General features: G+C 65.3%; 18 protein-coding genes and 1 tRNA gene. 13 read left to right on the top strand and 6 right to left on the bottom strand.

Translation table 11 applies throughout. The features are described from left to right. Window positions 1–98: 98 nt before the first annotated feature. Window positions 99–175: transfer RNA gene (locus EC845_RS10750), tRNA-Pro, on the bottom strand. Window positions 176–199: 24 nt separating this feature from the next. Further along, a complete protein-coding gene (locus EC845_RS10755) occupies window positions 200–1,195 on the bottom strand; it encodes a polyprenyl synthetase family protein (protein WP_370451297.1) in 996 nt (331 codons plus the stop codon). A 200-nt stretch (window positions 1,196–1,395) separates the two neighbouring features. Between EC845_RS10755 and rplU the strand changes: the two genes are divergently transcribed. From rplU to proB, 4 genes are all read left to right on the top strand, one after another. Further along, entirely contained in the window at window positions 1,396–1,707 is a 312-nt protein-coding gene (gene rplU / locus EC845_RS10760; protein ID WP_123298121.1) for a 50S ribosomal protein L21, read from the top strand. Window positions 1,708–1,718: 11 nt separating this feature from the next. Further along, window positions 1,719–1,982 (top strand): 50S ribosomal protein L27, encoded by a 264-nt coding sequence (rpmA, locus tag EC845_RS10765; RefSeq protein WP_123298122.1) that lies wholly within the window; start codon window positions 1,719–1,721, stop codon window positions 1,980–1,982. Window positions 1,983–2,196: 214 nt separating this feature from the next. Further along, entirely contained in the window at window positions 2,197–3,258 is a 1,062-nt protein-coding gene (gene cgtA / locus EC845_RS10770) for an Obg family GTPase CgtA (RefSeq protein ID WP_123298123.1), read from the top strand. Window positions 3,259–3,352: 94 nt separating this feature from the next. Next, a complete protein-coding gene (gene proB, locus EC845_RS10775) occupies window positions 3,353–4,486 on the top strand; it encodes a glutamate 5-kinase (RefSeq protein WP_123298124.1) in 1,134 nt (377 codons plus the stop codon). 33 nt (window positions 4,487–4,519) lie between these two features. Here the strand turns inward: proB and EC845_RS10780 are convergent, their stop codons facing one another. Both EC845_RS10780 and EC845_RS10785 read right to left on the bottom strand, forming a co-directional pair. Beyond that, window positions 4,520–5,047, bottom strand: a complete 528-nt coding sequence (locus EC845_RS10780) for a CNP1-like family protein (RefSeq protein WP_123298125.1) — start codon at window positions 5,045–5,047, stop codon at window positions 4,520–4,522. 150 nt (window positions 5,048–5,197) lie between these two features. Continuing rightward, complete coding sequence (locus tag EC845_RS10785) at window positions 5,198–5,923, bottom strand: RNA pyrophosphohydrolase (protein ID WP_123298126.1); 726 nt, start codon at window positions 5,921–5,923, stop codon at window positions 5,198–5,200. Window positions 5,924–6,060: 137 nt separating this feature from the next. Between EC845_RS10785 and EC845_RS10790 the strand changes: the two genes are divergently transcribed. Together EC845_RS10790 and EC845_RS10795 are read left to right on the top strand one after the other, a co-directional pair. Then, the gene (locus EC845_RS10790; RefSeq protein ID WP_123298127.1) at window positions 6,061–7,803 is read left to right on the top strand and encodes a proline--tRNA ligase; all 1,743 of its coding nucleotides are present in this window, start codon (window positions 6,061–6,063) and stop codon (window positions 7,801–7,803) included. 65 nt (window positions 7,804–7,868) lie between these two features. Next, the gene (locus EC845_RS10795; protein ID WP_123298443.1) at window positions 7,869–8,507 is read left to right on the top strand and encodes a lytic transglycosylase domain-containing protein; all 639 of its coding nucleotides are present in this window, start codon (window positions 7,869–7,871) and stop codon (window positions 8,505–8,507) included. Here EC845_RS10795 and EC845_RS10800 read toward each other — a convergent pair. Continuing rightward, on the bottom strand, window positions 8,492–9,469 hold the full coding sequence (locus EC845_RS10800; RefSeq protein WP_123298128.1) for a LysR family transcriptional regulator: 978 nt from the start codon (window positions 9,467–9,469) through the stop codon (window positions 8,492–8,494). The two genes, EC845_RS10795 and EC845_RS10800, sit on opposite strands and share 16 nt — an antisense overlap. A gap of 167 nt (window positions 9,470–9,636) precedes the next feature. Between EC845_RS10800 and EC845_RS10805 the strand changes: the two genes are divergently transcribed. From EC845_RS10805 to EC845_RS10835, 7 genes are all read left to right on the top strand, one after another. Further along, entirely contained in the window at window positions 9,637–11,253 is a 1,617-nt protein-coding gene (locus tag EC845_RS10805; protein WP_370451299.1) for an ABC transporter substrate-binding protein, read from the top strand. Between the two features lie 228 nt (window positions 11,254–11,481). Continuing rightward, a complete protein-coding gene (locus EC845_RS10810; protein WP_123298129.1) occupies window positions 11,482–12,459 on the top strand; it encodes an ABC transporter permease in 978 nt (325 codons plus the stop codon). Next, on the top strand, window positions 12,456–13,445 hold the full coding sequence (locus EC845_RS10815; protein WP_123298130.1) for an ABC transporter permease: 990 nt from the start codon (window positions 12,456–12,458) through the stop codon (window positions 13,443–13,445). The genes EC845_RS10810 and EC845_RS10815 overlap by 4 nt, the downstream gene beginning before the upstream one ends. 5 nt (window positions 13,446–13,450) lie before the next feature. Next, window positions 13,451–14,464: an ABC transporter ATP-binding protein gene (locus tag EC845_RS10820; RefSeq protein WP_123298131.1), complete on the top strand. Its 1,014-nt coding sequence runs from the start codon at window positions 13,451–13,453 to the stop codon at window positions 14,462–14,464. A gap of 24 nt (window positions 14,465–14,488) precedes the next feature. Beyond that, window positions 14,489–15,610 (top strand): ABC transporter ATP-binding protein, encoded by a 1,122-nt coding sequence (locus EC845_RS10825; RefSeq protein WP_123298132.1) that lies wholly within the window; start codon window positions 14,489–14,491, stop codon window positions 15,608–15,610. Then, complete coding sequence (locus EC845_RS10830) at window positions 15,607–16,497, top strand: N-formylglutamate amidohydrolase (RefSeq protein ID WP_123298133.1); 891 nt, start codon at window positions 15,607–15,609, stop codon at window positions 16,495–16,497. Before EC845_RS10825 ends, EC845_RS10830 begins: the two co-directional genes overlap by 4 nt. Continuing rightward, window positions 16,494–17,699, top strand: a complete 1,206-nt coding sequence (locus EC845_RS10835) for a M20 aminoacylase family protein (RefSeq protein ID WP_123298134.1) — start codon at window positions 16,494–16,496, stop codon at window positions 17,697–17,699. Before EC845_RS10830 ends, EC845_RS10835 begins: the two co-directional genes overlap by 4 nt. Window positions 17,700–17,799: 100 nt before the next feature. Here EC845_RS10835 and EC845_RS10840 read toward each other — a convergent pair whose 3' ends face one another. Beyond that, window positions 17,800–19,104 (bottom strand): hemolysin family protein, encoded by a 1,305-nt coding sequence (locus EC845_RS10840; RefSeq protein ID WP_123298135.1) that lies wholly within the window; start codon window positions 19,102–19,104, stop codon window positions 17,800–17,802. Between the last annotated feature and the right edge of the window lie 246 nt (window positions 19,105–19,350).

Raw genomic sequence — 19,350 nt, forward strand, 5'->3', positions numbered from 1 at the left:
CGGCACAGGCGGTGATGGACGGCCGGTGCCTGCCAGAAACAACAAAAGCCGCGGAAACCGCGGCTTTTGTTTGTCGATTCTCGATCGACCAGGAAATCTGGTCGGGGTGAGAGGATTCGAACCTCCGGCCTCTACGTCCCGAACGTAGCGCTCTACCAGGCTAAGCTACACCCCGATGCTCACGTCGAAACGGCAGTCTTTATGAACGCCGCTCAAGTAGCTGAGCCGCTAATTGTAGCAGGGCTTTGGTGTATGCGTTCTGTTCGAGCGGGCCAATTACAGAAATTGCACGCTTGGCTTCGTCGGCTGCGGCTTCGCGCGACGATTCGAGGGCGCCCGTACGCTGAATGATGGACAGGATGTCGCCCAGGCGTTCGGTGGCACCGCCTTCTTCGATGGCCGCACGGATGAGCGCCTGTTCTTCGGCGCTGGCGCGCTGAAGGGCCAGGATGAGCGGCAGGGTGATCTTGCCTTCGCGCAGGTCGTCGCCCAGGTTCTTGCCCAGTTCGTTGGCTTCGCCGTCGTAGTCGAGTGCGTCGTCGATGATCTGGAAAGCCGTGCCCAGGGCCTGGCCATACTGGGCGCAGGCTTCCTCGGTGTCGGGGTCGGCCTTGCAGAGAATGGCGCCGAGGCGGGCGCTGGCCTCGAAGAGCTTGGCGGTCTTGGAGCGAATGACCTGCAGGTAGCCCTCGACGCCCAGATCGGCGTCGTGCATGTTCATGAGCTGCAGCACTTCGCCTTCGGCGATCACGTTGGTGGCGTCGGCCAGCACCTGCATGACACGCATGTCGTCGGCTTCGACCATCATCTGGAAAGCGCGTGAATACAGGAAGTCACCGACCAGCACGCTGGCCGAATTGCCGAAGGTCTCGTTGGCCGTGGGGCGGCCGCGGCGCAGGCTGGATTCATCCACCACGTCGTCGTGCAGCAGCGTCGAGGTGTGGATGAACTCGACGACCGCCGCCAGATTGTGGTGCTGGCTGCCCTGGTAGCCCAGGGCACGGCTCATGAGCAGCAGCAGCACGGGCCGCAGGCGCTTGCCGCCGGCCGAGATGATGTGCTGGGCCACGTTGCCGACCAGCGGCACGCCCGAATCCAGGCGTTGCGCAATGACGCGATCGACGCCGCGCATGTCGTCGGCGATCAGGGTGAGGTATGAAGGAGGGGCTGTGAGGGTCAAGGCGGTCACCGGCAAAACTGCGCCGAATTATAGGAAGCGCCAGGCGCTGGGCGGAAGGCAGTGGCTGCCGACAGGCAAAAAGTATCACACGCCGCGAGGGCTTGCACACGATGCGGGGTTGTAGCACGAAGGGGTGGCCAGTTGTGCCAATCGGTGCTAGAATCCTGGGTTCCTCAGAAATCGTTTTGGGGAATCCATCCTTTCAAAGGTTCATTATGTACGCGGTCATAAAAACCGGCGGCAAACAGTATCGTGTTGCTGCTGGCGAAAAAATTAAGGTAGAACAGATTGCTGCGGACGTAGGCCAAGAGATCGTGATCGACCAAGTTCTGGCAGTCGGAAGCGGCAGCGAGATCAAGATCGGCACGCCTCTGGTGTCCGGCGCTACGGTGACGGCAACGGTCCTGTCCCATGGCAAGCACGACAAGGTTCGCATCTTCAAGATGCGTCGTCGTAAGCACTATCAGAAACGTCAAGGCCACCGTCAGCAGTTCACCGAACTGCAAATCGGTGCAATTGCTGCTTAAGGAGCATTGACATGGCACAGAAAAAAGGCGGCGGCTCTACGCGAAACGGGCGCGATTCCAAGCCCAAGATGCTCGGTGTGAAGGCTTTCGGCGGTGAACTCATCAGCGCCGGTTCCATCATCGTTCGCCAGCGCGGCACCAAGTTCCACCCCGGCACCAATGTCGGCGTGGGCAAGGACCACACGCTGTTTGCCCTGGTCGACGGCCACGTGTCGTTCGCCACCAAGGGTGCGCTGAACAAGCACACCGTGATCGTGACGCCCGCTGCTGAATAAGCGCAGGCCGTGACTGTCGCGAAGCCCCGCATTGCCGGGGCTTTGTTGTTTTTGAAAACCCGGAGTGCACGCTCGGCGTGTGCTCTGTGCCAAACTTGCCGCTGAGCCACTGGCCCGGACGGCGCGTGTGGCACCTGTCGGCCGGCGCACATTCGGCCCGGCCAAGGCCGCCGCCTCCTTGAGGCAGCCGCCCGCAAACCTAGATGGGAACACCATGAAATTTGTCGACGAAGCTTTTATCGACGTTGCCGCTGGCGACGGCGGCAACGGCTGTGTGTCGTTCCGCCACGAGAAATACAAGGAATTCGGCGGACCCAATGGCGGTGACGGTGGCCGTGGCGGGCACGTGTTTGCCTACGTCGACCCCAACCTCAACACGCTGGTCGACTTCCGCTACTCGCGGCGTCACGAAGCCAAGCGCGGCGAGCACGGCATGGGTTCGGACATGTTTGGCGCGGCGGGCGACGATGTCCTGCTCAAGGTGCCGGTCGGCACCATCATCACCGACGCCGAGACGGGCGACCATCTGTACGAACTGCTGGTGCCGGGCGAAACCGTGATGATCGCCAAGGGCGGCGACGGCGGCTACGGCAACATGCGTTTCAAGAGCGCGATCAACCGCGCGCCGCGTCAGAAGACGCCGGGCTGGCCGGGTGAACGCAAGAGCCTCAAGCTCGAGCTCAAGGTGCTGGCCGATGTCGGCCTGCTGGGCATGCCCAATGCGGGCAAGTCGACTTTTATCGCCGCGGTCTCCAATGCCCGCCCGAAGATCGCCGACTATCCCTTCACCACGCTGCACCCCAACCTGGGTGTGGTGCGGGTGGGGCCCGAGCAGAGTTTCGTGATCGCGGACGTGCCGGGTCTGATCGAGGGCGCTTCCGATGGTGCGGGCCTGGGACACCAGTTCCTGCGTCATCTGCAGCGCACCCGTCTGCTGCTGCATATCGTCGACGTCGCGCCTTTCGACGACAACGTGGATCCGGTCGCGCAAGCCAAGGCGATCGCGGCCGAGCTCAAGAAATACGATCCCGAGCTGTATGCCAAGCCGCGCTGGCTGGTGTTGAACAAGCTGGACATGGTGCCGCTCGAAGAGCGTGAAGCACTGGTCAAGGGCATCGTCAAGCGCCTGCGCTACAAGGGCCCGGTGTACGAGATCTCGGCCCTGACGCGCGAAGGCTGCGAAGCCCTGATCCGCGACATCTACAAACACGTGCGCACGACGTTCGAGGCCGAGCAGCCGCAGCTGGAAGTCGACCCGCGATTTGCGCAGCCGTGACGGGCACGGGCACCGCTGGCCGGTGTCCGTCGGGTGGCCGGGGCCTCGTTCCGGCCCTGGGATGATTTGTTTGTGGTGAATGGCGACAACGGCAATGATTCAGAAAATTGAGGGCCACGATCTGCGTCAGGCCCGACGTATCGTGGTGAAAGTGGGCTCCAGCCTCGTGACCAACGAGGGCCGCGGGCTGGACGAACAGGCCATCGGCGAGTGGTGCCGGCAACTGACGGCGCTGGTGCGCGACGGCCGCGAAGTGGTCATGGTGTCGAGCGGCGCCGTGGCCGAAGGCATGAAACGGCTGGGCTGGGCGTCTCGTCCCAAACAACTGCACGAGTTGCAGGCTGCAGCCGCCGTGGGCCAGATGGGTCTGGCCCAGATGTACGAAAGCAAGATGCGCGAAAGCGGCATCGGCAGCGCGCAGGTGCTGCTCACGCATGCCGATCTGGCCGATCGCGAGCGTTATCTCAATGCACGTTCGACGCTGCTCACGCTGCTCGAGCTGGGCGTGGTCCCGGTGATCAACGAGAACGACACCGTCGTCAACGACGAAATCAAGTTCGGCGACAACGACACCCTGGGTGCGCTGGTCGCCAATCTGATCGAGGCCGACACCCTGGTCATCCTGACGGATCAGCCCGGCCTGTACACCGCCGATCCGCGCAAGAACCCCGATGCCCAGTTCGTGCACGAGGCCCGTGCGGGCGACCCTGAGCTCGAGTTGATGGCGGGGGGGGCCGGTTCGGCCATCGGCCGTGGCGGCATGCTGACGAAGATTCTGGCCGCCAAGCGGGCCGCCCGTTCGGGGGCCTCGACCGTCATCGCGTGGGGGCGTGAGTCCGACGTGCTGATCCGCCTGGTGGCCGGCGAGTCCATCGGCACCCATCTGGTGGCGCAGACGCGCAAGGCCCATGCACGCAAGCGCTGGATTGCCGATCACCTGCAACTGGTGGGATCGGTCATCGTCGATGCGGGTGCGGCAGCCAAGCTGCGCGAGGATGGCAAGAGCCTGCTGCCGATCGGCATCACAGGGGTCACGGGCTCGTTTTCACGCGGCGACGTGATCGCGGTGCACGATCAGGCCGGCAAGGAGATCGCACGCGGCCTGGCCAACTACTCGGCGACCGAGGCACAGCAGCTGTGCCGGCTGGCCTCGAGCGAGATCGAGCGTGTGCTGGGCTATGTGGCCGAGCCGGAAATGATCCATCGCTCCAATCTGGTGCTCGTCTGACTTCACGCTCGTCCGGATCTGACGAGCCCGAGATCAGCGCAGGGGGTGTTCGGGCATGCCCCCGCGCTTGAGCGATTCGATCATGCGCGACACCGGGCCGTTGACCACGGTGCCCACGCACACGCCGCTGTCGGCCAGTGCCAGCGGATAGCTGATGCCCATGCGTTGTCCGCTCATCGGCCGCCATTCGGCGTTGTCCATGGTGGTCCAGCCCGAGCCCTCGTTGTAGCGGGCATACGTCTTGTACTCGCCGGTCGCACAGCGGATGGCGTCGTAGGTGACGTTGAGGGTGCCGCTGGTGCTGCGGGCGACCATGACGTAGCGGACCAGGCGGTCTTCGAGCGTGATGTTCAGGGTCTTGGGGTCGACGCCGTACGAGAGGCTGGATTTCGGACCCACGTAGACCGGGATCAGGTGGTCGATATCGAAAGTGGGCGGCGGCGGCGTGGCGCTTTCCGTCCATTGCTTGTCGAGGTAGTCGTCGGGAGGCGGCATCTCCTGTGCCGATGCGGCGCCGCACAGCAGGGAGAGGATGAGCAGGGCAGAGGCCTGGGATTTCATGTCGAGAACATTCCGAAAGAAGTGAGGCTGCACCGTTCGCGGGCAAGGGCTGCACGACCGGGCAGGCCGGTGGCTCGCAGCCATGCGGTCATGGCAGACTCAGGACAGAGTCGTCCGCGCACCAATCGTTCAGTGCGCGGATGGACACGCTCAGTCGTCGGCGGGCGTGCGGCGAGGCTGCCGGCTGGCCGGCGGCGGCTCGAAGGTGGCGCCCGGCGGCAGTTCGGGCATGGCGCCCTGACGGCGCAGTCCGGCTGTCTGCGGCCGGGGCTGCTGCTGCACGGCCATGCCTTGGGACGGCTGGGCTTGCACGCCTTCCGGGTGCTCGGCGTCGAGAAACTGGGCCGGGCTGCCGTCGTCGCGATGGCGCAGGTTGCCGCGCAGATAACGGTTGCGCGAATCGCCGCGCGGCAGGTAACGCGCGAGTTCGTTGAGCGCCATCTGGTAGACCCCGCGCTTGAACTCCACCACGACATCCAGCGGCACCCAATAGTCGTTCCAGCGCCAGGCGTCGAACTCGGGGTGATCGGTGGCACGCAGGTTCAGATCCCAGTCGTGACCGACCAACTGGAGCAGGTACCAGATCTGCTTTTGACCCTTGTAATGGCCGCGGGCGTCGCGGCGTATGTACCGGTCAGGCACCTCATAGCGCAACCAGTCGCGTGTGCGGGCCAGGATGCGGACATGTTCCGGCCTCAGCCCGACTTCCTCGTGCAGTTCGCGGAACATGGCCTGCTCGGGGTTTTCGCCCCGGTCTATGCCGCCTTGCGGGAACTGCCAGGAGTGGGTGCGGATCCGCTTGCCCCAAAAAACCTGGTTGTTCTGGTTGAGCAAGATGATGCCGACGTTAGGCCTGAAGCCATCCCGGTCGAGCATAATCAAACCCCTAATTTTTAAACTGAGTCCATTATGCACGGCAAGTTCGGGCCTTCAATGCCTGGGGGCCTCGCCGATTGCCATGACAGTCCCATGAACCGTGCCCGGGACCCGGACGGAAAAGCAACGAAAGTGCCATGAAAGCCTCTCAATTTTTTGTTTCCACCTACAAGGAAGCACCGGCCGATGCCGAAGTGGTCAGCCACAAGCTGATGATGCGCGCCGGGCTCATCAAGAAACTGGGCACGGGCATCTACAGCTACATGCCCATGGGGCTGCGCGTGATCCGCAAGGTCGACGCCATCGTGCGCGAGGAAATGAACCGCGCCGGCGCCGTCGAGCTGACCATGCCGGTGGTGCAGCCGGCCGAGCTCTGGCAGGAGACCGGCCGCTTCGACAAGATGGGCGCCGAGCTGCTGCGCATCAAGGATCGCCATGACCGCGATTTCGTGATCCAGCCCACCAGCGAGGAAGTGGTGACCGACATCGCTCGCCAGGAACTGCGCAGCTACAAACAACTGCCGCGCAACTTCTACCAGATCCAGACCAAGTTCCGCGACGAGCGCCGGCCCCGTTTCGGTCTGATGCGCGGGCGCGAGTTCATCATGAAGGATGCGTACAGCTTCGACCGCAGCCCGGAGGCGGCCAAGGCCAGCTACCAGGTCATGGCCGGCGCCTACCGCAAGATCTTCGATCGCTTCGGCCTGCGCTACCGGGCCGTGGCCGCCGACAGCGGTGCGATCGGCGGCGACCTGTCCGAGGAGTTCCAGGTCATCGCCTCGACCGGCGAAGACGCCATCGTCTACTGCCCCGAGAGCGACTACGCAGCCAATATCGAAAAGGCCGAGGCCCTGGCGCCGAGCCATGCCCGCCCTGCGGCCGGCGCCGATCTGGTCAAGACGCCCACGCCGGGCAAGAGCACCTGCGCCGATGTCGCCGAACTGCTGGGCGTGCCCTTGCAGACGACCGTCAAGTCGCTGGTGCTGGCCACCGACACGCTCGACGAGCAGGGTGCCGTGGTCAAGACGCAGGTCTGGCTGCTGCTGCTGCGCGGCGACCACGACATGAACGAAGTCAAGGTCGGCAAGCTGCCGGGCCTGGCCAACTTCCGCTTCGCGACCGTGCCCGAGATCGAGGCCCACTTCGGTGCAAAGCCCGGTTATCTGGGACCGATCGCGTTGGCCCAGCCGCTCAAGATCGTTGCCGATCGCGACGTGGCGCTGATGGCGGACTGGATCTGCGGTGCCAATGCGGCCGACTTCCACTACACCGGTGTGAACTGGGGCCGCGACCTGCCCGAGCCCGATCTGGTGGCCGACATCCGCAACATCGTCGAGGGCGATCTGTCGCCCGACGGCAAGGGCGTGCTGGCCATCGAGCGCGGCATCGAGATTGGCCACGTGTTCTATCTGGGCACCAAGTACAGCAAGGCCATGGCCGCCACGTTCCTGGACGAGGACGGCAAGCCCAAGCATTTCGAGATGGGTTGCTACGGCATCGGCATCACGCGTCTGCCGGCCGCCGCCGTCGAACAGAACCATGACGAGCGCGGCATCATCTGGCCGGATGCGATCGCCCCGTTCACCGTGGTGATCTGCCCGATCGGCTACGACCGCAGCGCCGAGGTCAAGGCCGCCGCCGACAACCTGCATGCCGAGCTGCTCGACAAGGGGGTGGACGTGATCCTCGACGATCGCGGCGAGCGCCCGGGCGCGATGTTCGCCGACTGGGAACTGATCGGCGTGCCGCACCGGGTGGTGCTGTCCGACCGCGGTCTCAAGGAGGGCGAAGTCGAGTACCAGCAGCGCCGCGACGCGCAGGCCACCAAGGTCGCGCTGACGGATGTGCTCTCCAAGGTGCTGTCGCAGCTCAAGATCTGAGGCGCGATGTGAGCCCGCGGCCCCGCGTCGACCCGGACGGCTGGTCCGCATGGCCCCGGCGCGGTCTGCTGCGCTGGCTGGGCGCGGGCCTGGGATACGGTTGCGCGGGCGTGGCCGGCCTGCTGCCGCTCACCGTCCATGCCAATGGCCAGGTCGAGGAAGACCTGGCCGATTCGGTTCGCACGGCGCTCAGCGCTGCCGTGGCCTTTGCCGCGCCGCCGAAACCGGTTTTTTCTTCCGAAGCCGAACGCCTGCGATTCAGCCAGTGGCTGGCTCACATGGACGAACGTCTGGCCCGGCGCATGCCGCAGGCACGGGTTCGCGAGGATTTCCTGCACACCGTCTGGTACGAAAGCCGCCGCGCCGGCCTCGAGACCGCATTGGTGCTGGGCCTGATCGAAGTCGAGAGCGGGTTCCGCAAGTTCGCCATCTCGAGCGCCAGTGCGCGCGGCTACATGCAGGTCATGCCCTTCTGGGTGCGCAGCATCGGCGACGGCGACGAGGGCAAGCTTTTCCATGCCCAGACCAACATCCGTTTTGGCTGCGTGATCCTGCGCTACTACCTGGATCGCGAACGGGGCGACCTCTTCATGGCCCTGGGCCGCTACAACGGCAGCCGGGGCAGGGCACCCTATCCGCAGGCCGTGCTGGCCGCCCGGCAGCGTTGGCATGTCGAGCTGCCCGGGACTCAGGCCCTGTCCTGAATCATCCGGTCGAGATTGTCGTGAAGGTCGATGGTCCGGAAGATGCGTTTGAGCACGCCGTCCTCTGCCTGGCGGGCCCGGCCGATGGTGCGGACCAGGCAGTCGATGAATTGACGTGAGGTCGGTGTCGGCAGGTTGTTGCGCCGCGTGATGAGTGCCGTCTGGCGGTCGGCCAGCGGCACCGCCAGGTTGATGGGCTGGATGCGCCCGCGCAGCCACGGGCTTTCGAGCAGCGGCCAGGGCGTGACCGACAGCATGTCCGTCATCTCCACCATGGTCATGGACAGCAGCGCCGAGCGGATGACATGCACGCGGGGCGCGGCCTTGCCCGGCAGGCTCTGTCCGAACAGCTCGTCGTAGGGCGACTCGAACTCGTAGGCGTCGCGGCTCAGCGTCCAGCTCTGTCCCTGCAGCTCGGCGATGGTGCGCGCCTGGGCCAGCGGGTGGTCGTTGCGGCAGACGATGGTCGAGGCATACGAGAACAACGGCACGACATCGAGATCGGGCAGCGGCTGGCGCGGTCCCAGGCCGATGGCGAGGTCCAGCGTGCCGTCGCGCAGGGAAGCGTAGCCCGTGCCCAGGATTTCCTGGATCTCGATCTTCACGTCCTGGCGCAGCCGGAGGAACTCGGTGACCACCATGGGCATGAGCGACAGCGAGAACCAGGGCGTGACGCCGATCGTCAGGCGGGTCGTGCGGCCCTCGCGCACGGCCCGCATCTCGTCTTCGGCCTTTTCCATCTGGCTGCGCATCAGCTTGGCATGCATCAGCAGCGTGCGTCCGGCCTCGGTGAGCGAGGTGCCCTGCGATTGCCGTTCGATGAGCGGCGTCTTCACTTCGTCTTCGAGTTCGATGATGGCGCGGCTGACCGCTGCCGCGGAAATGCCCAGCGCCTGCGCCGCGCTGCGCACGCTGCCTTGTTCGGCGGTCGCGGCAAAGTAGAGGAGTTGGTGGAGTTTCATGGCGGGGGTGTGAATCGAATGCGCAAGTGTCAATCATAGGTTGACGGCATGCGCTTCGCCTGCGTCGGGTTGGTTCGCAAATTGCGTGGTTTCCAGTTCAGGGTTCTCCTGATGGGCAAAGCCGGAGAACCCCGTCATCTTTGTATGCACCAATTTGAGGAGTCAGTATGAGTATGCGACCACGACATTCCACCCACTCCAGCAGCCGTCCCGCGGTGCGCGCCTGGACTGCCGCAGCCCTGGCCGTCGCCATGGCCTGGGGCGGCTCCGCCATGGCACGCGACCTCGTGGTCGCGCTCAAGACCGAGCCCACCTCGATGGATCCTCAGTACCATGCGCTGACCCCGAACATCCAGCTGTCGCAGACGCTGTTCGAATCGCTGGTGGTGTCCGACGAGAACCTGGCGATCAAGCCCGGGCTGGCCGAATCGTGGAAAGCCGACGGCAATACCTGGACCTTCAAGCTGCGCCCCAACGTGAAGTTCTCGGACGGCTCGCCGTTCACGGCAGAAGACGTGCTCTTCACCTACGACCGCGTGCCCAAGGTGCCCAACAGCCCGTCGTCTTTCAAGATCTACCTGCAGCACATCGTGAAGGTCGAGGCGCTGGATCCGATGACCGTGCGCATCACCACCGACGAGCCCTATCCGCTGCTGCCCAACAACCTGGTGGGTGTGCCCATCATGTCGGCCAAGGCCGCCTCGGGATCGGCACCTGAAGGCAAGACCACCACCGAGCTCAACGGCGGCAATGGTCTGGTGGGCACGGGCCCGTACAAGTTCGCGTCCTGGAAACGCGGCGCCGAGATCGTGTTCGAGCGCAACGATCATTACTGGGGCGGCAAGCCCGCCTGGGACAAGGTGATCTACCGGCCGATCAGCAATCCGGCCGCTCGTGTGGCGGCCCTGCTGTCGGGCGACGTCGATCTGGTCGAGGATCCGCCCACGGACGATCTGGAACGCCTGCGCAAGGACAGCAAGCTCACGGTCACGACCAAGCCGTCGAACCGCGTGATCTATGTGGCCCTGGACCAGAACGGCGAGACCACGCCCGGCATTCCGGACACCGCCGGCAAGAACCCGCTGCTCGACAAGCGCGTGCGCCAGGCGCTGTCGCTGGCCATCGACCGCCAGGCGCTGGTCGACCGCATCATGGGCGGCGTGGCCACGCCGGCCGCACAACTGCTGCCCCCGCCCATGTTCGGCACCAGCAAGAACCTGGTCAAGGCCGAGAAAGCCGATGCCGCCAAGGCCAAGCAGTTGCTGGCCGATGCCGGTTATCCGAACGGTTTCTCCATCACGCTGGGTACACCCAACGGCCGCTACATCAACGACAGCAAGGTCGCGCAGACGCTGGCCTCGATGTGGTCGCGCATCGGCGTGAAGACCTCGGTCGATGCCGTGGCGCCTGCGGTGTTCTTCAAGAACCGCGACAGCTACGCCTACAGCGCCTATCTGGCCGGCTGGGGCACGTCGACGGGCGAGATGTCGAACACGCTGAACTCGCTGCTGGTCACGCCCGACAAGGACAAGGGTGTGGGCACGACCAACCGCAGCCGCTACTCCAACCCCGAGGTCGACAAGCTGGTCGCCGATTCGGCCACCACCATGGACGACGCCCAGCGCGCCGCGCTGCTGGCCAAGGCCAGCGAAGTCGCCATGGCCGACTACGCCATGCTGCCCATCCATTACGAACACTCGGTGTGGGCCATGAAGAAGGACGTGAAGTTTGCCGGCCGTGCCGACCAGCAGACCATGGTGCACTCCATCACGCCGGCGAAGTAATCGCCATGCGCCCCGTCGGCCGCATCGGCGGTCGACGCAGCCGCGCTGCCGAACTGCTGCAACAGGCTTTCCGGCATCCGGCGGCAAGGCCGCTCTTTTTCCGATCGGTTCGATTGCTGCGGACCGATGGCCCGGCGAGCCAAGTGCCGCGGGCCCGCGAATCGGCAACATGCCCTGTTTTTGATTCGGCGTCCGCTGGCGGCGGCGCCCATTCACCATAAGCCCCACATGCTCGCATTCATCATCCGCCGCGTGCTTCAGGCCATGCTGGTCATGGTCGTGATGTCCGGCCTCGTCTTTCTCGGACTGTTCGTCGTCGGCGACCCCGTCTCCATGATGGCCAGCCCGGAGGCGACCGAACTCGAACGCGAAGCCATCCGTGCATCCTTCGGTCTCGACCGCCCGTTGTGGGCGCAGTACGCGACCTTCATCGGGCACGCCGTGCAGTTCGACTTCGGCAAGAGTTTCCTGACCGGCCAGCCGGCCATGAGCCTGATCCTCGAGCGCATGCCCGCCACGCTGGAACTGGCCTGCGTCGCCATGCTGATCGCACTGCTGGTCGGCGTGCCGCTGGGCATCTGGGCGGGTCTGCGGCCCCAGGCCATCAGCTCGCGCGGCATCATGACCGGTTCGGTGCTCGGTTTCTCGCTGCCCAATTTCTGGGTCGGCCTGATGCTGATCATGATCTTCTCGGTCTACCTGGGCTGGCTGCCGGCCGGCGGCCGCGGGCAGACGGCTTCGATCGGCTCGCTGAGCCTGAGCGTGCTGACGCTCGATGGCTGGCAGAAGATCCTGCTGCCGGCCCTGACCATCGCCATGACCAAGGCGGCGCTGATCATCCGTGTCACGCGGGCGGCGACACGCGAAGCCCTGCCCATGGACTACATCAAGTTCGCGCGCGCCAAGGGCCTGAGCTGGAGCCGCATCCTGCGGGTGCACTTGCTCAAGAACATCATGATTCCCATCGTCACCATCGGCGGGCTGGAGTTCGGCCAGGTGGTGGCGTTCGCGGTGGTGACCGAAACCATCTTTGCCTGGCCGGGCATGGGCAAGCTGCTGCTCGACTCCATCGTCACGCTGGACCGGCCGGTGGTGGTCGCGTACCTGATGCTGATCGTGTTTTTCCTGGTGATGCTCAACCTGCTGGTGGACATCCTGTATTCCGTTCTCGATCCGCGGGTGCGCCTGCAAGGAGCCAAGGCATGAGTACCCTGCATCCCTCGTCGGCGCCGTCGGCGACCCGTGACGGCGGTGCGGCTTCGGCTGCCTCTGCCGCAGCGTCTGCGTCTGCCGAGACGGCCCCGGTGCGCGCACCTGTCGAAACCCCGTGGCAACGCATTCGTCGTGATTTCTTTGCCAACCGCACGGCCGTTTTTGGACTGGTGTTGTTGTTGCTGGCGGTCGGCGTTGCGGTGCTGGCACCCTGGATTTCGCCGCAGAACCCCTACGACATCGGCAACCTGGACATCTTCGACTCCAAGCTGCCGCCCGGTAGCGCCAATGCGGACGGCACCATGACCTACTGGCTGGGCACCGATGGGCAGGCGCGCGACCTGATGTCGGCCATGTTCTACGGCATGCGCACCAGCCTCATCGTGGGCGGCGTTTCGGTGAGCGCGGCGCTGGCCATCGGTGCCTTCGTCGGCCTGATGGCGGCCTATTTCGGCGGCTGGGTCGACGCGCTGCTGATGCGCATCGTGGACATCCAGCTGTCGCTGCCGTCGATCCTGGTCGCCTTGGTGCTGCTGGCGGCCCTGGGCAAGGGCGTGGACAAGGTGATCATCGCGCTCATCATCGTGCAGTGGGCTTACTTTGCCCGGGCGGCGCGCGGCGCGGCCCTGGTCGAGCGGGCCAAGGAGTATGTCGAGGCCGCCAAGTGCATGGGCTTGTCTTGGCCGCGCGTGATGCTGCGCCACATGCTGCCCAACTGCATGCCGCCGCTGATCGTGATCGCCACCATCGACCTCGCGCACGCCATCGCGCTCGAATCGACGCTGTCCTTCCTGGGCGTGGGCGTGCCGGTGACCGAGCCTTCTCTGGGCATGCTGATCGCCAACGGTTTCGAGTTCCTGCTGTCGGGTTCCTACTGGATCTCGTTTTTTCCCGGCATCGCCCTGGCGCTGGCCATCATCGGGCTGAACCTGGTGGGCGACCACCTGCGCGACGTCCTCAATCCGCACAACGCGCACTGACCGCCATGGACGTTTTTCACTCAGACACATCCGCTGCCGGCAGCCCGGCAGCCACGCTTGCCCCGGTGCTCGAGGTGTCGGGCCTGCAGACCCACTTCCACACACGCGCCGGCGTGGTCAAAGCCGTCGACGGCGTCGATCTGCACGTTCGTGCCGGCGAGATCCTGGGCCTGGTGGGCGAGTCGGGCTCGGGCAAGAGCATCACCGGTTTTTCGATCATGGGCCTGATCGATGCGCCCGGCCGCATCGCCGGCGGTCACATCCGCTACCAGGGCCGCGACCTGACGACCCTGTCCGATGGGGCCATGCGGCAGTTGCGCGGCAACGAGATCGCCATGATCTTCCAGGATCCGATGATGACGCTCAATCCGGTTCTGCGCATCGACACGCAGATGACCGAGACCATCCTGGCGCACGAGAAAGTCTCGGCCGCCGCGGCGCGCGATCGTGCACGGCAGGCGCTGGCGATGGTGGGCATTCCGTCGCCCGAGGAGCGGCTGATGGCGTACCCGCACCAGTTGTCGGGCGGCATGCGCCAGCGGGTGGCGATCGCCATCGCGCTGCTCAACCATCCGAAACTCATCATCGCCGACGAGCCCACCACGGCGCTGGACGTGACCATCCAGGCCCAGATCCTGTACGAAGTGCAGAAACTGTGCCGCGAGACCGGCACGGCCATGATCTGGATCACGCATGACCTGGCCGTGGTATCCGGCCTGGCCGACCGCATCGCCGTGATGTATGCGGGTCGCATTGTCGAGACGGGCGCCACGGCGGATGTCATCCATGCACCGCGTCACCCCTACACGCAGGGGCTGATCCACTCCATTCCCACCCGCGAGACCCATGGCCAGCCGCTGCAGCAGATTCCGGGCATGACGCCGTCGCTGCTGAATCTGCCCAAGGGCTGTGCGTTCCGCCCGCGCTGCGACCGCGCCACCGACCAATGCCTGGACGTGCCCGTGCCCAGCCATCCCGTGCCCGCGCGCACGGTGCGCTGCTGGCATGCCGCAGCCTGACGAGAGCCTATCCGGAGAGCCACGATGACGATGAATCAAGCCAAACCGCCTGCACGCGCGGACCAGGCCGCCGGACAGCAGCAACCTTTGCTCAAGCTGTCGGGGATCGAAAAGAAGTTTGTGAATCCGCTGGACCTGGCCGGACGCATCGCCAATCTGCTGGGCGCGGGCAACCGTGCCACAGTGGTGCATGCGGTCGACGGTGTCGACCTCGAGGTGCAGGCCGGCGAGGTCATCGGCATCGTGGGCGAGTCCGGCTGCGGCAAGTCGACGCTGGGCCGTGTGGTGGCCGGCATCAACCCGCCCACATCGGGCCACGTCAGCTACCAGGGCCAAGACACCCGCACCATGACGGCGTCCCAGCGCAAGGCCTATGAGCTGGGCGTGCAGATGATTTTCCAGAACCCCATGGCCTCGCTCAATCCGCGCATGCGGGTGGTCGACATCGTCGGCGAGGCACCCGTGGTGCACGGACTGGTGAAAGCCGCCGACAAAGCCACCTACGTGGCCGACCTGATGCGCCAGGTGGGGCTGGATCCGGAGTACGCCCAGCGTTATCCGCACCAGTTCTCGGGCGGCCAGCGCCAGCGTATCGGCATCGCCCGTGCGCTGGCCCTGAAGCCGCGTGTCATCGTCTGCGACGAAGCCGTGGCGGCGCTGGACGTGTCCATTCAGGCCCAGGTGCTCAACCTGTTCACGCAACTGCGCGAGCAGCACGATCTGACCTACCTGTTCATCAGCCACAACCTGGGCGTGGTGGGGCATATCTCCGATCGCGTGGTCATCATGTACCTGGGCCGCATCGTCGAGGTGGCCCCGACCGATGTGATCTTCGGCGGCGCCAACCATCCGTACACCCGCGCGCTGCTGGCCGAACTGCCGACGCTCGACACCGTGCGCCGCGCCTACAAACCCATTGCCGGCGAACTGCCGTCGCCGCTGTCGCCGCCTTCGGGCTGCACCTTTCACCCCCGCTGCCCGCATGCCATGGCGCGTTGCAAGAGCGAGGTTCCCGCCCTGCGCCAGATTTCGGGCGGCCATCAGAGTGCCTGTCACCTCAACGACGAGCCCGGCGGTCAAGCCGCTGCCCGTTTTGCCGTGCCGGTGCACACCCTTCCATCCATACCCGAGCCCCTACCCGCATGACCGATTCAGCCGTCGACCCTCGCGCCAAGACCCCGTTTCCTCCGTACACGCTGAGCCTGCCGCCCGGCGATCCGATTGCACTGGTCGCGGATTCGCCGCACAGCGGCACCCGTTACCCGGAAGATTTCGGTCACGTGCTGGCGTTCGAGGCTCTGCGTGCCGGCGAAGACACCCATGTGCACGAGCTGTGGCAGTCGCTGCCCGGCGTCGGTGCCACCCTGCTGGCCGCCGAGTTTCCGCGCAGCTACATCGATCCCAATCGCGACATCGAGGACATCGATCCCGAGATGCTCTCGCAGCCCTGGCCCGGCGAGCTCAAGCCCAGCGAGAAGACCCGCCTGGGCATCGGCCTGATCTGGCGGCATTCGGGTCAGAACGGCCGCAAGCCCATCTATGATCGGTTGCTGACGCCCGCCGAAGTCCAGGCCCGCATCGACACCTATCACAAGCCCTATCACGCCGCCATGCGCGAGCAGATCGAAGCGGCCTACGCACGCTTCGGCGGGGTGTGGCACTTGAATCTGCACTCGATGCCCGCCAACTCGTACGAGGGCCTGCAGATCGAATCCGATCACCCGCTGGCCGACTTCGTGCTGGGCGACCGCGACGGCACGACCTGTTCGCCCGAGTTCATCGACGTGGTCGCCGGCTCGCTGCGGCGGCAGGGCTACAGCGTGGCGATCAACGATCCGTTCAAGGGCGTGGCCCTGATCGCTCGACTGGGCCGGCCGGCAGAGAACCGCCACAGCCTGCAGGTGGAGATCCACCGCGGGCTGTACCTCGACGAGATGACGCGTGAGCGCAGTGCCGGGTTCGACGACCTGCAGCGCAAGCTGGCCATCGTCTCACGTGATATCGCTGACTATGTGAAGGAGCAACACCCATGACCATCATCCAGGAAATCGCCGAGCAGAAGACCTCGCTCGAAGCCATTCGCCACGACATCCATGCCCACCCCGAGATCGCCTTCGAAGAAGTGCGCACCTCGGCGCTGGTGGCCGAACTGCTGACCTCGTGGGGCATCGAGGTGCACCGCGGCCTGGGCAAGACCGGCCTGGTCGGCGTGCTCAAGGGCACGGGCGGAACCGGCACCCGCGCCATCGGCCTGCGCGCCGACATGGACGCACTGCCCATGCCCGAATACAACAAGTTTGCCCACGCATCGACCAACCCGGGCCGCATGCACGGTTGCGGCCACGACGGCCACACCACCATGCTGCTGGGCGCGGCGCAGTATCTGGCGCAGCACCGTGAGTTCGACGGCACGGTGAACTTCATTTTCCAACCGGCGGAAGAGGGCGGCAACGCAGGCGCCCGCGCCATGATGGTCGACGGCCTGTTCGACCGGTTTCCCTGCGACGAGGTCTACGGCATCCACAACATGCCCGGCACCCCGGTGGGCACCTTCGGTTTCTGCGCCGGCCCGATGATGGCTTCGAGCAATCGTTTCGACATCGTGATCCACGGCACGGGCGGCCACGCCGCCACGCCCGAAAAGGCGGTCGACCCCATCATCATCGCCGCCGAAATGATCGGGGTGCTGCAGACACTCATCTCGCGCAACAAGTCGCCGTTCGAGACCGCCGTGCTGTCGATCACGCAGGTGCACGCCGGCGATGCCTACAACGTGATCCCCGACCAGGCCGTGATCCGCGGCACGGTGCGCACCTTCAACCGCGACGTGCTCGACCAGATCGAGGCCAACCTGCAGCGCGTGGCGACGACGCTGCCTCAGGTCTACGGTGCGCGCGGCGAGCTGAAGTTCATCCGCGCCTACCCGCCGCTGGTCAACCATGCCACCCAGACGCACTTTGCGGCCGACGTGGCGGCAGCGACCTTTGGCGAAGACAAGGTGCAGCGCGAAGCCCACCCGATGAGCGGATCCGAGGACTTCTCGTTTTTCCTCGAAGCGGTGCCCGGCAGCTATCTGTTTCTGGGCAATGGCGACGGCACGCACCGCGCCACCGATCGGGGACCGGGCCCTTGCGAACTGCACAACCCGAGCTACGACTTCAACGATGCGTTGCTGCCCATCGGCGCCACCTACTGGGTGCGGCTGACCGAGGCGTTCTTCAAGCGCGAGGCCTGAGGCAAGCGGGCCCGGTCCCGGCGGTATCACCCAGGTCGTCGCCGACGACCCGCGTGCGGCTCCTGGCCGGTGTCTTCGTGTCGCGAGGCCTGAGTCCGACTCAGGCCTTTTTTTCTGGCGGCGCCACGCGCGTGACCATCACCTGGTCGATGCGGTAGCTGTCGACGTCCATGACTTCGAACTGGTAGCCGCCCCAGGTGACGGTATCCGTGCGACGGGGCACGCGGCGCAGCATGACCATGAGGAAACCGGCCAGGGTCTCGTACTCGTCCTCGTGCAGCAGGGCGTCGATGCCCAGCACGCGCTGCACGTCCTGGATGGGCGTGACGCCGTCGATGAGCCACGAGTTCTCGTCGCGTCGCACGATCTGTTCTTCGTCCCAGGGCGAGACCAGGTCGCCCATGACCGTGCTCATCACGTCGTTGAGCGTGACCACGCCCACCACCAGGCTGTACTCGTTGACGATCATGGCGAAGTCTTCGCCCACCTGCCGGAACTGATCGAGCACCTCGGCCAGCGTCAGGCGGTCGGGCACGATCAGCACCTTGCGCAGCAACGACCCGTCCGAGAGCGAGATCGGCTGGTTGTTGAGCACCCGCTGGAACAGATCCTTGGCGTCGACATAACCGATGACGTGGTCGATGTCGTGATCGCAGACCGGATAGGTGGAGTAGGGCTCGGCGGCGATGCGCGCACGGACGACCGTGTCGGGATCGTCGCGCAGAAAAAACGCAATGCGGTCGCGTTGCGTCATGGCGCTGGGCACGGTGCGTGTGTCGAGCTCGAACACGTTCTCGATGACCTGCTGCTCGCGCCGCGCCAGTGCCCCCGAGAGGGCACCGGCCTCGGTAAGGGCGAGGATGTCGTCGGAGGTGATGCGCTCGTCGCGCTGCTGGGGCAGCTTGAAGAGCTTCATGAGTTTTTCTGCAACCTTGGCGTAGAACCACACCAGCGGCCGGAATACGGTCATCAGCAGGATCATCGGGCCGATCACGCGCACGGCCAGTTCTTCGGGGATGGCCATGCTCAGGCGCTTGGGCATGAGATCGGCGCCCAGGATGAAGAGGGAGGTCACCAGCAGGAACGAGGTGAGGAAACCCATCGTGCCGGCGGTGGGCTCGGGCAGCCACCACAGGTAGAGATCGGTGAAATAAGGGCTCAGCATGCCTTCGCCGACGATACCGCCGAGGATGGCCAGTGCGTTCACGCCGACCTGCACCACCGTGAAGTAGTTGCCGGGCTGTTCCTGGATGCGCATGACTTTCTGGGCACGCGCGTCGCCGTCGTCGGCCATCTGGCGCAAGCGCAGGCGGCGCGAGGCCGCCATGGCGATTTCTGCAATGGAAAAGAAGGCGCATGCGGCGATGAGCGCCAGGAGGGCTAGCACGCTTTGGCTGAAGGTCATATCCGAATGTGAGGGACGCAGCCTGCTGTGGAATCACGACCAGTTTAGCGGAAGCCCTGCTCCTTCGATGGGAGTCATCGGCAAAGAGTACGCGGTGCATGGCTCTGGCATGGCAGGCGGCCCGCCAGTGCCGGATGGCGGGCCGCGAGCGGTTAGAATGCGCTGCGCCCGTGCAGTGCCTGATGGCTCCGTGCGGTGCTGCCCGAGTGGTGAAATTGGTAGACACAAGGGACTTGAACGCAACCC

This window comes from Comamonas sp. BIGb0124, assembly GCF_003752175.1.
Lineage (GTDB): Bacteria > Pseudomonadota > Gammaproteobacteria > Burkholderiales > Burkholderiaceae_C > Comamonas_F.